This is a genomic window from Embleya sp. NPDC005575, assembly GCF_040605455.1.
In the GTDB taxonomy this organism is placed as follows: Bacteria; Actinomycetota; Actinomycetes; order Streptomycetales; family Streptomycetaceae; genus Embleya.
Window position 1 is genome coordinate 1 of record NZ_JBEXCV010000205.1, and the last position, 12,400, is coordinate 12,400.

Annotated in this window: 11 protein-coding genes; 6 read left to right on the plus strand and 5 right to left on the minus strand. The window is 70.4% G+C overall.

Features of this window, described 5'->3' with window-relative positions:
- Positions 1-397: 397 nt before the first annotated feature.
- The gene (locus ABZS54_RS38535) at positions 398-2,068 is read left to right on the plus strand and encodes an MFS transporter (protein WP_355546832.1); all 1,671 of its coding nucleotides are present in this window, start codon (positions 398-400) and stop codon (positions 2,066-2,068) included.
- A gap of 288 nt (positions 2,069-2,356) precedes the next feature.
- Here the strand turns inward: ABZS54_RS38535 and cysC are convergent, their stop codons facing one another.
- On the minus strand, positions 2,357-2,932 hold the full coding sequence (cysC, locus tag ABZS54_RS38540) for an adenylyl-sulfate kinase (RefSeq protein WP_355546852.1): 576 nt from the start codon (positions 2,930-2,932) through the stop codon (positions 2,357-2,359).
- Between the two features lie 264 nt (positions 2,933-3,196).
- On the opposite strand from cysC, the gene ABZS54_RS38545 reads away from it, so the two are divergent.
- Together ABZS54_RS38545 and ABZS54_RS38550 are read left to right on the plus strand one after the other, a co-directional pair.
- Positions 3,197-4,450, plus strand: coding sequence for a sulfotransferase (locus ABZS54_RS38545; protein ID WP_355546834.1), 1,254 nt, complete (start codon positions 3,197-3,199; stop codon positions 4,448-4,450).
- Position 4,451: 1 nt separating this feature from the next.
- The gene (locus ABZS54_RS38550; protein ID WP_355546836.1) at positions 4,452-5,723 is read left to right on the plus strand and encodes a DUF1214 domain-containing protein; all 1,272 of its coding nucleotides are present in this window, start codon (positions 4,452-4,454) and stop codon (positions 5,721-5,723) included.
- Between the two features lie 131 nt (positions 5,724-5,854).
- Here the strand turns inward: ABZS54_RS38550 and ABZS54_RS38555 are convergent, their stop codons facing one another.
- The 4 genes from ABZS54_RS38555 to ABZS54_RS38570 all read right to left on the minus strand — a co-directional run bounded on the left by ABZS54_RS38555 (position 5,855) and on the right by ABZS54_RS38570 (position 9,333).
- Positions 5,855-7,321, minus strand: a complete 1,467-nt coding sequence (locus ABZS54_RS38555) for an MDR family MFS transporter (protein ID WP_355546838.1) — start codon at positions 7,319-7,321, stop codon at positions 5,855-5,857.
- Between the two features lie 255 nt (positions 7,322-7,576).
- Positions 7,577-7,900 carry a DUF2470 domain-containing protein gene (locus tag ABZS54_RS38560; protein WP_355546840.1) on the minus strand — a complete coding sequence of 108 codons (324 nt, stop codon included), beginning with the start codon at positions 7,898-7,900 and terminating at the stop codon, positions 7,577-7,579.
- Positions 7,901-7,941: 41 nt separating this feature from the next.
- Complete coding sequence (locus ABZS54_RS38565) at positions 7,942-8,553, minus strand: neocarzinostatin apoprotein domain-containing protein (protein WP_355546842.1); 612 nt, start codon at positions 8,551-8,553, stop codon at positions 7,942-7,944.
- An 84-nt stretch (positions 8,554-8,637) separates the two neighbouring features.
- Entirely contained in the window at positions 8,638-9,333 is a 696-nt protein-coding gene (locus tag ABZS54_RS38570) for a neocarzinostatin apoprotein domain-containing protein (RefSeq protein ID WP_355546844.1), read from the minus strand.
- Positions 9,334-9,750: 417 nt separating this feature from the next.
- Between ABZS54_RS38570 and ABZS54_RS38575 the strand changes: the two genes are divergently transcribed.
- The 3 genes from ABZS54_RS38575 to ABZS54_RS38585 form a co-directional block, all read left to right on the plus strand.
- Complete coding sequence (locus ABZS54_RS38575) at positions 9,751-10,440, plus strand: biliverdin-producing heme oxygenase (RefSeq protein ID WP_355546846.1); 690 nt, start codon at positions 9,751-9,753, stop codon at positions 10,438-10,440.
- Positions 10,441-10,543: 103 nt separating this feature from the next.
- Positions 10,544-11,527, plus strand: a complete 984-nt coding sequence (locus ABZS54_RS38580; RefSeq protein WP_355546848.1) for an ABC transporter permease — start codon at positions 10,544-10,546, stop codon at positions 11,525-11,527.
- Positions 11,524-12,400 (plus strand): ABC transporter permease (locus ABZS54_RS38585; RefSeq protein WP_355546850.1); only part of this gene is annotated, 877 nt, incomplete at its 3' end. The genes ABZS54_RS38580 and ABZS54_RS38585, both read left to right, overlap by 4 nt.

The window sequence follows — 12,400 nt, forward strand, 5'->3', positions numbered from 1 at the left end:
CCGATCTGCCCCTGCCCGCGACCGCGCCGCCCGCATGCCCGCCCGCGACTGGCACCGCACCCCCGCCCCCGACCTCGACCGTGCTCGCGACCGCACCCAGCCCCCACCCCGACCGCGACAGTTAGCTGACGGGTCGTCAGGGAATTTTCATGGCATATCGGGATGAAAGTGCCGTCGACCCGGTGGTTGCTCTTCCCCGCGTCTCCATGGCGTGCTAAACACTGTCAATCAGTTCGGCTGGAGAGCACCGATCCGGTTGGCAGCGTCCACGAAACGCGCGCCCGCCCCATCGAGGCCGAGCGGCGCTTTGCCCCCAAAGATTCCGTACAGAACCGGACATGTCGCAGTGGTGACACGTGTCCGGTGCGCGCCCCTGCACAGAACGGAAAGTACCGGTATGTCTGCGACCGTTGAAGTATCCGCGAAGCCGCCGGAGCCCGAATCCGACCCGTCCTCGGTCGACACCGGTCGACTGGAGGGGGTGTCCAAGGGCCGAGTCTTCGCCGTCCTGGCCGTCGTGGTCATGTTCTCCGAGGTCGTGCCGCTCCAGTACGCGATGATCTCCTCGGCCGTGCCGGAGATCGCCCCGTCGTTCCGGTCCGTCGGCGAGAGCATCTCGTGGATGGTGGTGATCCTGGGCCTGGTCGGCGGCGCGGTCAGCCCGCTGATCGGCAAGCTCTCCGATGTCTACGGCAAGAAGCGGTTGCTGCTCGCCACCAGCGTCTCGTTCCTGCTCGGCTCGCTGATCTGCGCGCTCACCAGCTCGTGGCCGTTGTTCCTGGCCGGCCGCGCGCTCCAGGCGGTCGCGTTCGGCATGACCGCCGTCGTGTACGGGCTCATCCGCGACCTGATGCCGCGCAAGTTCATCCCGGTCGCGATCGGTGTCTCGGCCACCGGCCTCGGCCTGTCCGCCGCGCTCGCGCCGGTCGTCGGCGGACTGCTCACCGAGCACTACTCCTGGCGCTCGCTGTTCTGGTTCCTGGTCGTCTACATGCTCGTGCTGATCCCGCTGCTGTTGGTCGTGGTGCCGGAGTCCAAGCTGCGCGTCCCGCAGAAGGTGGACTACGTCGGCGGCGTCATCCTCGGTGTCGGACTCGCGCTGATCCTGCTCTACATCAGTCAGGGGCAGACCTGGGGCTGGAGCAAGCCGTCCGCGTTCGGATACGCGATCGTCGGCATCGCGGTGGTCGGCCTGTGGGTGTTGTGGGAGAAGCGGGTGGAGAACCCGATCATCGACCTCAAGCTGCTGACCGCCCCGCGCGTGGCGCTCGTGCTCGGGATCGCGTTCCTGGCGAACATGATCATCGGCATCCAGAACTACCTCACCAGCTACATGGGCCTGACTCCGGACAACGTCAAGCAGAGCACGCTCGACAAGTACGGCGACGGCGCCGTCCAGGGCGCCAAGGCCATGGGCGCGCCCGAGGCGATGTGGGCGGGAATCGCCGACCAGGTCAAGGCGGCCGTCTCGTTCAACGACTCGCTCGACTACGCGCTCGGCTTCACCCTGCTCGGGCTCGCCCTGCACGTACTGATCTGGCAGTCCATATCCAGCATGATCGCCGGCCCGCTGGCCGGGCTCTGGGGGCAGCGTCGGGGGCTGCGGATGCCGATGATCGTCGGTGTCGGCACGCTGACCGTCGCCGGCTTCATGTACCTGTTCCTGCACGACTCGTGGCAGCTCATGCTGATCTGCGGTGTGGTCTACGGCATCGGCTTCGGGATGTACTACGCCGCCGCGCCGAACCTGATCATCGAGGCCGTACCGCAGGAGCAGCAGGGCATCTCGTCCAGCATGCTGGTCGTCGCCCAGTCGTTCGGCGCCTCGGTCGGCGTCGCGCTGCTCTCGCCGATCTTCACCAACAACCGCCTACGGATCACCGGTCCGTCGCCGACCGGTCAGGGCATGGCCACCAACGACGCGTGCGACCCGCGTGGCTGCACCTACACCTCGGACGCCTTCACCACCGGCTTTTGGATCCTGATCGCGTGCGGCGTGCTGGCGCTCGTGATCGCGCTGTTGATGAAGCACGGCCGCAAGCCCGCCACGGGCGGCCTGCTGCACTGAGCGGCCGGCCGCAACCAAGCGGATCGGTAACCGTCGAAGCGGTCTGCCGCCCGGTCTGCCGCGCGGCGCGAGCTATCCGACACGGCGTCAGGGCCCGGGTATCCGAGGGGAATACCCGGGCCCTGACGGCACGTCACCGCCCGCCGGCCGGCCGCAGGGGTCCCGCAGGCCGGCGGGGTCACCGACCCGATCGACGTGTGGGTCGGCCGACGCGGCCGAACCGCGGGGCCGCCGACGTGGCAGACCCCGCAACCATCACCACGCCGACCCCGCCGAGCTTCGGCCGCCCTATCCCGCGAGCAGCGTCTCCAGCAGTGCGAGCAGCCGCTCCGCCTGCTGCTCCGGGTCGCCGTCCGCCGGGGTGAGCCGCAGCTCGGGCTTCTCCGGCGCCTCGTACGGGGCCGAGATGCCGGTGAAGTCACCGATCTCGCCGCGCCGGGCCTTGGCGTACAGGCCCTTCGGGTCGCGGCGTTCGCACTCCTCGATCGGGGTGTGCACGAACACCTCCAGGAACGGCAGACCGTCCCGGGCGTGCAGAGCGCGGACCCGGTCCCGGTCGGCGCGGTAAGGGCTGATCACCGGGACGATCGCGATCACGCCCGCGTCGGCGAACAGCCGGGCCACCTCGCCGACCCGGCGGATGTTCTCGGTGCGGTCCTCGGCGCCGAAGCCCAGGTCGCCGTTCAGGCCGAGCCGGACGTTGTCGCCGTCCAGCCGGTACGCGGTGATCCCGCGCTCGACCAGGAGCCGCTCGGCGATCACCGCGACCGTCGACTTGCCCGAGCCCGACAGGCCGGTGAACCAGATCGTCGCCCCCGGCGCCGGACGCTGCTCGCGCGTCACTCCGCCCTCGTGCCAGACCACGTTGCGCTCGCTCACGACTCTCCATCCGATTTGCCATCGAGGATTCGTACCGTACGGGGCGCCGCCCGGCGACCCGGATCCGGCCCGCCGGCCGCACCACGCCGCCGGGCCGACCTGCCCGGCCGACCCGCCGGGCCGGGCGGCAACCCGAGGACAAGTATCTGACGGCTCTTCAGATTTACCTTCACGAAGAGCTAATCTGCGGCGAGGTCGCGCCGGCTCGGCGCCGGCCCGCGAACCCGAATGTGAGGGAGACACCCAGTCATGCCCTGGACACCACCGCAGCGCGCCGCCTGGACCGAGACCCTCGCCGCCGGTGACATCCCGCCGCTCACCGACGACCTCGACCGGCCGTTCGCCGCCGACGCGCTGCTCGGCGAGGCACGGGCCAGGACCGGACTGAGCGACCCGGACGAGGACGACCCGGGCTTTCGCGAGGGATTGGACCGGCTGCTGTACGCACTGGAGCACGAGGCGAACCTCGACCGGGTCGGCCGCTGGTGGGCGCACACCTGGGTGGCCCGACTCCTGGAGGTGCGGCTCCAGGTCGCCCGCTACGTACGAGACGACCCCGGCGTGCTCGACGAGCCGATCCACCGGCCGATCTTCGTCACCGGCGGCCCGCGGACCGGAACCTCGATCCTGCACGCGCTGCTGGCCCGCGATCCGGCGAACCGGGTGCCGACCACCTGGGAGTTCCTGCGACCCGTGCCGCCGCCGGAGCCCGCGACCCGGGACACCGACCCGCGGATCGCACTCGCCGAGCGCGAGATCCGGTTCATCACCGGTGCGGTGCCGGCCATGGACGCGATCCACGAGAAGAGCGGCACGCTGCCCAAGGAGTGCATCAGCGCACACGCGCTCGCGTTCCGGTCCGAGGATTTCACCGGGCAGTTCGCGATCCCGTCCTACGCCGCGTGGCTGGCCGAGTGCGACATGCGGCCCGCGTACGCCTACCACCGGCTCGTTCTGCAAATCCTCCAGCGTCGCACGCCGGGGCGGACCCGGTGGGTACTCAAGTCGCCCGCGCACCTGCTCACCCTGGACGCGCTGGTCGACGTCTACCCGGACGCGCGTCTGGCGGTGACCCACCGCGACCCGCTCACCGTGCTCGCGTCGCTGAGCAGCCTGATCACCACGATCCACCACGCGTACGGCAACGCGTCCGACATCCGCGACGTCGCCCGCACCCAGAGCGACCTGTGGTGTGGCGCCTACGACCGGCTCACCGTGTTTCGCGACGCGGGGCTGATCGCCGAGGCCGACTGGCACGACTCGGCCTATGCCGACTTCATGCGCGATCCGATCGCGGTGGTGCGCGACTTGTACGCCACATTCGGTCTCGACCTCACCGCCGAGGCCGAGGACGCGATGCGTGCGCACCTGGCCGATCGTCCGCAGGGCAGGCACGGTCGGCACAAGTACTCGTTCGAGGACCTCGGACTGGACCGGGAGGACGTACGATCTCGGCTGACGGACTATCAGAAGCGGTTCCTGGTCCCGACGGAAGAGATCTGACGTGCACCCGAGCCTGCGGCACACGAACGACCCGCACCGCAACGACCCCCACCGCCACGACCCCCACCGCCACGACCCGGAGCGCAACGACCCGACCGCGCACGAGGTCGTCAACGGCGCCGCGTGGCGCGCCTATTGCGAGCGCATGGCCGCGCTCGGCGATCGCATCCTCGAGGCCGACTTCCCCGGTGCGACAGACGCCGACCGGGCCGAGGGGATCCGGCACCTGGCCAATCAGGTCGCCTGCTGGCTGACCTACCAACTCGCCGCGACCGATCCGCAGAACCCGGCGTTCTTCACCCACAACGACCTCGCGTACCGCTGGGGCGGGCCGAACGTGGACCAGAACGCGCGCCGCGCGCCGATCGCCGGGGACGGTGTGTACCGGCTCACCGTGACGATGAACGCGTGCGAGAAGTTCGTCCTCCAGGTCAAGCCGGGGGACATGCACTCCGGGCGCACCGACATCGTCGCGGAGACCTCCTCGACCGCGCTGGGCGTCGGGCCCGGCGACACGGTCGAGATCATCCTCAGTGCCGACGAGCAACCCGGGAACTGGGTCCGCCTGACCCCGGACGCCCGGGTCCTGCACGTGCGTGACTACTACTTCGACTGGAAGCCGGAACAACCGGCCATGCTGGCCCTCGAACGCCTGGACACCCAGGGGCAACCGGCCGCGCGGGTCACCCCGGAGCGGGTCGCGGGGATGCTGAACGGCGCCGCGACGTCGGTGGAGAACTCGATCGAGGTGTGGAACGACTGGGTGCGCACCACCGGTGATCGGCAGCCGGTGAACACCTTCAGCACACCGTCCACGGTGGCCGGCGGGGTCAAGGAGGTCGTGTACGGCTTCGCGCGGGTACGGCTGACGGATGATCAGGTGCTGATCGTGGAGACCGACCCGCGCGTCTCCGCTCAGTGGGATCTCCAGCTGTACAGCCCCGGTTGGTTCGAGTCGCTCGACTTCGCCAATCGGCAGACCTCGCTCAATCATGTGCAGGCGGAGGTCGATCCGGACGGTCTGATCCGGGTCGTGATCGGCGCGCTGGATCCCGGTGTGCCGAACTGGCTGGACACCGAGGGCCGGACCGAGGTCTTCGCCACGCACCGTTGGCTCGACCCGCGCGAACAGCCCGCCGTCCGGGCGCGGGTGGCCCTGCGGCACGAGGTAAGGGAGCACCTCGCGGTGAGCACGCGCGCGATCTCCGGCCCGGAGCGGCGCGAGACGATGCGGCGACGCTCCGCGCATGTGGCTTGGCGCTTCCGGGCCTAGCGGCCCGGGACGCTTTGTCGTCAAACGCCGGACGGCTGGTGGAGTCGGCCCGGACGGGTCTCGGCGCTGCGGTCGGTGACGCCCTCGAACGCCGGACGAGCTGATCGCACGAGGGCGTGTTCCGGAACGGCTCAGACCGTGGCGTTTTCCGTGGCCGGCTTCGGGGTTGGGATGACCTCGGTCTTTTTGCGGAGTGTGGAGGCGGCGTCCGCGTCGCGGATGGTCAGGGCGGCGATCGCGCCGAGGACCGCGAGGCCCGCGGCGACCAGGAAGGCCACGTGGTAGGCGTGCAGGTTCGGGCTCGGGGCGCCGCCGGAGTGGGTCGTCATGGTGCCGATTCCGGCCAGCACGCTCGCCAGGAGCGCGACACCGAGGGCCGAGCCGAGTTGGCGCTGCACGTTGAAGATGGTCGAGGCGCGGCCGTTGTCGGCCGGTGCGGTCCGCGCGAACGCGGCCGCCTGCATCGGGATCATCACGTGCGCCATCGAGGCGCCGGTGCAGAACATCAGCACCACGATCAACGCGGGCGCGGTGTTGCCGTCGACCAGGGCGAGCAGCGCCGCGCACGCGCCGATGCCGAGCAGGCCACCCGCCATCAGCCGGCGTGGTCCGACCACCGGGTACAGGCGCGAGACCCACTGGGTGGCGATCACCACACCGAACGCTTCCGGGAAGGTGAGCAGACCCGTTTCCAGGGCCGACTTGCCGAATGCCTGCTGCTGCATCAGCGGGAAGACGTACAGCACGCCCAGGAACGCGGCGGAGTTGACCATCGACACCACGTTGGTGCTGACGAACAGCCGGTCGCGGAGCAGCCGCAGGTGCAGCATCGGCTCCTTGACCCGCAGCTCGACAAAGACCATCGCGATACACAGGATCAGTCCGGCGATTCCGGTGGACACGATGATCGGCGAGCCCCAGCCCTTGGTCGCGCCCTCGCTCAGCGCGTACATCAGCAGCGCGAAGCCGACCCCGGACAGGACGAACCCGGGCAGATCGAAGCGACCCGCCTTGGGGTTCTTGTACTCCTCCAGGAAGACCAGGCCGAATACGAACGCGGCCAGACCCACGGGCAGGTTGATGTAGAAGACCCAGTGCCAGGACGCCTTGTCCACGAGCAGGCCGCCGAGCACCGGACCGAGCGCGGGGGCCAGTGCGGTGGGGACCATCAGGATGCGGGATGCGCGCACCCGCTCCTCGGGCGGGAAGACCCGGAACATCATCGCCATGCCGACCGGCGTCAGCATGCCGCCGCCCGCGCCCTGGAGGATCCGGAAGAGCACCAGCTGGTCGATGCTCTGCGCCAGTCCGCACAGCGCCGACGCGCCGGTGAACAGGGCCAGTGCGATCAGGAAGATCCGCTTGGTGCCGAAGCGGTCGCCGAGCCAGCCGGACGCGGGGATGAACACCGCGAGGCTGACCAGGTAGCCGACCGCGACCGTGGCCAGGCTCGCCTGGGACGCGCCGAGGTCCTTGCCGATCGCGGGGAGCGCGACGTTGATGATGGTGATGTCGAGGATGTTGACGAACATCGCGGCGACGAAGACGGCGCCGACCACGACCTTCTGACTGAGGCGGGACGCGGATATGGGCGGCATACGGCAGAGGGCCTTCGTTTTGGGGGAAGCGGGCGGAGCCTGATGCTGAGTAAAGCTCACTATATCTTTTTGTACAGGTGCAGCCGACAGGTTTATTTTTCCCGGCGCCTGCGCGGCCCCACATACCGAATGCACAACGCCGACGGCCCGGGAGGAAGTCCTCCGGGGCCGTCGGCGTGATGCTCGTTACAACAGGACGGGTCGGTCACATGGTCGGGCCGGCCGGCCCGACGGTTCCCCGCCGGTCGACTTGGCTCAGTGCTCGCCTTCGCCGCGTGCCGGCAGCCCCAGTGCCCTGCATGCCGCGTTGTACTGCGTGACGACCTCGATCCGCACGTCCCGACGTTCGGTGATCGAGCGGCTCCACGGCACCCGTACCGCGATCGGCTCCCCGGCCACGATCGCCGAGTAGTACGCCGCGTCGCCGTCCAGGCCGGTCATGGTGGCCGAGGTGGCCTCCGGCTGCCCGCCGAGACCACGCGAGATCAGCAGGCAGTCCTCGGGGTGGTCGTCGTTCATGTGCTTGCAGACGGCGGTGATCGCGTCCGCCGCGAACGGGTTGACGGTCGCCTCGCTCATGCGGGTCGCCTCCGGCGGTAGGGGTGGGATGGCCGAGATGGTCAGGCGCGCGCGCTGTCGCGGCGCCGACGGGACGCGGCGACCGCGCCCACGCCGACCACCAGCATGCCCGCACCCACGTAGGCGAGCTGCGTGCTCGAAGATCCGGTCTTGGGCAGTTTCGGTTCGCCGGCCTCGGTGGTGGCACCGGTCTGCGGGGTGGCGGCGGCCGGTGCGGCGGCACCGAAGGTCACCGGGATCCACACGTCCTGGTCACGGTTGGCGATGTCGGTGTGGTCGTTGAAGGTCGCCACGAAGCACGCGGTGGCGGCGCAGTCGACCTTCTTCTTGTCCTTGCCCTCGAAGCTCTGCGCGGGCTTGATCTTGACCGAGAAGGTGCCGTCCGGGCCGACCTGCGGGACGTAGCCCGCGTTGCCGTACTGGGTCGGCACGCCACCGGCCGGCTTGGCCACGGTCTGCGCGATGTACACGCCCTTGCCCGGCTTGAAGTTCTTGCCGGTGACGGTGATCTCCTCGCCGCCGGCGGTGAGGCCGGTCGCCTTGGAGAGGGTGATCGTCGGCGCGTCGGCGGCCGACGCGGGGGTGGCGGCGAGCACGCCGAGGCCGGCGATCGCGGTGGCGGCGACGACGGCGGCGGTACGGGATGTGCGCATGTGCGGACTCCGAAGGCTGGGGACGAGCCGGCCGACTCGGTGGCTCGTCGGATGGGAGGTCGACGGGGCGAGGGGGACCGTGGGTCAGGCGCTCGGGCGACGGCGCTTCACGACGACGCCGACGACCACCAGGACCACCACGGCGGCGGCGATCAGCCCGAAGATCAGGCCGCCCTTGCCGTCGTCCTCGTCCTTGGGCGCGGTCTGCGTGGGGTCGGTGCTCGGCGCTGCGGCGGGCGGTGCGGCGGACGTCTTCGGCGCGCCGGCGCCGGGCGCTCCGGCCTGTGGCGCGGCGGTGGCCGGCGGCGGGCTCGCGGGCAGGCTCGGGTCCTCGCCCTGGAAGCCGATCGGCAGATAGACCTCCTGCGTGCGGTCCTTGCCGTTGGCCGAGTTGGAGGTGGCGATGGCGCATCGGGTCTTGAGGCAGTCGACCGCGCCGAACTTGGCGGCGACCTTGACGTCCGCGCTGAACGAGCCGGTCGCGTCCGCCTCGGTGGGACCGGAGAACGAGCCCATGTCGCACGCGCGGCCCGCGCCCTGGGCGGGGTCGCACGGCAGGATGAACAGCCGGACGCCCGGCGCGAAGCCCTTGCCGACCAGCTTGACCACATCGCCCGCCGGGTTGAGTCCGGTGGTCTTCTCCGCGGTGAGGGTGGCCTTGCCAGCTGCCGGGGTACCGGTCGCGTGAGCGGGGCTCGCCGGGCCGCAGAGCGACCAGGCGAGAAGGAGCGTCGCGACGGCGGCGACGGCGCCGAGGCGTCCGGTGCGGGCTGGGCTCACGTTGTTTCCTCTGGGCCGTCCGTACGACTGCGTACGGAATGATGGGAGGTGAGGCTATCCTAAGATCGGGTCGAACCGGCGGGACGGCCGGGGTTGCCCACGAGCGGGCCGCGAGAGAGTGCTCGGCCCGCGCCACGCGGTCGGCTCGGATCGGCCGGCGGCGCCGACTCGGGGGGACCGAGGGTCCGTCGACAACGTGCCGACAAGTTGTCGGTAACTTATTGACGGCGCCGCATGGCGCCACGCAGACTGCGAGGACCAGCGGAAACGGGCGGCGCCCCGAATCGCTGCCGGCGCTGCGCCCTGGGTGAAGTGTCGAATCCGCACGGGCGAAGCCGCCTGATTCATTTACGGTTCACACCGTCCGCACCATCTTGTGCGTGTTCGGTAGATCTTGTCGCACTTAGGGGAAACCTCATGACCACGACCGAGACCGCCGAAACCGCCGGTGCCACCCCGACCTTCGCCGAGTCGCTGCGCAAGCGCTCATGGGCTTTCCACCAGGAAGCCGAGGGCTCGGGCTTCCTGGAAGCGCTGATGAAGGGCGAACTGACCCGGGACGCGTACACCGCGATGGTGGCTCAGCACTACTGGGCCTACGTCGTGCTCGACGACGCCGCGGACACCATGCGCGACGATCCGATCGGCGCCCCGTTCGCCGACGCGCGACTGGACCGCCGGGCCGTGCTCGAAGCCGACATGCTCTTCCTGGCCGGCGAGAACTGGAAGCAGGAGTGGCCCGCGAACGAGGCCACCCGGCGCTACGCCGACCGGATGCGGGAGAAGTGCTACGACTGGGCCGGCGGCTTCGTGGCCCACCACTACACCCGCTACCTCGGCGACATGTCCGGCGGCCAGTTCATCGCCAAGCAGATGCGCAAGCACTACGACCTGCCGGGCACCCGGGGCAGCGACTTCTACGTGTTCGACGGGCTCGGCGACCTGAACGTGTGGAAGGACGCCTACCGCGCGGCGATGAACAACGCGCCATGGGACGCCGAGGAGCAGGAACTGGTGGTCCAAGAGGTGCTGTTCGCGTACGACATCAACAGCGCCGTGCTGCGCGAGCTGGGCGCGGACCTGGAGCGGTTCCGCAAGACCGCCTGATCGACCGCGGAACACCGCGTTCCGCGACCATCGCACGCCCCGGGGGCCCACCGTCCGATGCGCCGTCCGACAATGGATGGCGCATCGGATCGGCGGGAGAGTGATGACGAACTACCTGGTGCGGCGCGTCCTGGGCGTCGCCGTGGTGATGTTTGCCGTCGTGACCGGCCTGTTCCTGCTGCTGCACGCGTCCCCGGTGAGCCCGGTCAACCAGCTCGCGCCGCAGGTCGCGGCCGATCCGGTGGCCCGCGCCGCGGTCGAACACCGGATGGGTCTGGACCGGCCGTTGGTGACCCAATACCTCGACTACGTCGGCGACGCGCTGCGCGGCGACTTCGGCACCTCGCTCTACGACGGCTCCTCGGTCGCCGACCAGATCGGCCGTGCGCTGCCGATCTCGCTCGAACTCGGGCTGCTCGCGTCCGTGTTCGCGGTGATCCCGGCCACCCTGCTCGGTGCGTGGTCGGTGCTGCGCCGCGGCGGCGTGGTCGACCACGGCACGCGCGTGCTGAGCGTGCTGGCGATGTCCCTGCCGGGCTACTGGCTGGCCGTGGTCGCGCTCGTGGTGGTCGGCGACAGCCATCCGGACCTATTGCCGAACGCGGGCGGCTTCGTCACCTTCACCGAGGACCCCGCGACCAACCTCAAGGTGCTCGTGTTGCCCGCGATCGTGCTCGCACTGGCGACGTTCGCGATGCTCACCCGCTCGCTGCGCGGCGGGCTCGCCGACGCGATGGCCTCCGACCATGTGCTGTTCGCGCGCGCGATGGGCGGTTCGCGGCTGCTCACGCTGCGCCGGGTGGCGCTGCGCGGCGCGCTCGTGCCGACGTTGACCGTGGCCGGCGTCCTGATCGGCGGGTTGCTCTCGGGCACCGTGTTGATCGAGAACGTGTTCCAGATACCGGGGATCGGCCAACTGATGGTCACCGCGTTCCAGCGGCAGGACTATCCGCTCGCGCTCGGCGCCTGCGTGGCGACCTCGGCGATCTTCCTGCTGCTGAACCTGGTGGTCGATCTGCTGTACCCGCTCGTGGATCCGCGCACCGCGGCCGGCGTCGGCCGGGACAAGCTCGGACGGGCCGCGTGAGGCCCCGCCCGCGCCTGACGCGCCTGGGCGCGGCCGGTTGGATCGGCCTGGCCTGCGTCGTGCTCTACCTCCTGGTCGCCACCGTCGGTCGGCTGCACGGCGATCCCGTCGCCCTGGTCACCCCGGGCCCCGAGGCACCCTCGTTCGCGCACCCCTTCGGCACCGACCACCTCGGCCGCGACCTGCTGGCCCGGACGGCCGAGGGCGCCTGGACCTCGCTGTGGATCTGCCTGTCCTCGATCGGCTTCGCGGTCGCGGTCGGCATGCCGCTGGGCGTGCTCGCCGGATACCGGCACGGCGGTCGGCTCGACGGTGTGCTGATGCGCTCGGTGGAGATCCTCCAGGCGCTGCCGCAGTTCGTCTTCGTGATGTTCCTGATCGGCCTGATGGGCACGGCGGACATGCACTTGGGTCCGGTCACCGTCGGCAACGGCCCGCGCGTCGCGTTCGCCATCGGGCTGGGCTTCGTGCCCTACTTCGCCCGGGTCGCCCGCGGTGCCACGGTGGTGGAGATGCGCGAGGACTACGTCGCCAACCTGCGCGGTCTTGGCGTGGCCACCCGGGAGATCCTCTTTCGCGAGGTGCTGGTCAACGTCTGGCCGCCGGTGCTCGGGCAGGCGCTGCTGGCGATGGCCATCGCGGTCTTCGCCGAGGGCGGCCTGAGCTTCCTCGGCCTGGGCGTGGCCCCGCCGCAGGCCACCCTGGGCAACCTGATCGCCGACGCCGGCGGGCGGATCATCGGCGGCGACTGGTGGTCCGCGACACTGCCGGGCACGGTCCTGGTGCTCGGCATCCTGGGCTTCAACCTGCTCGGCGACACGGCCGGCGGCGGCCGACCGCGCGCCGTCGGCACCGGCCCCGCCCCGCGGCGCG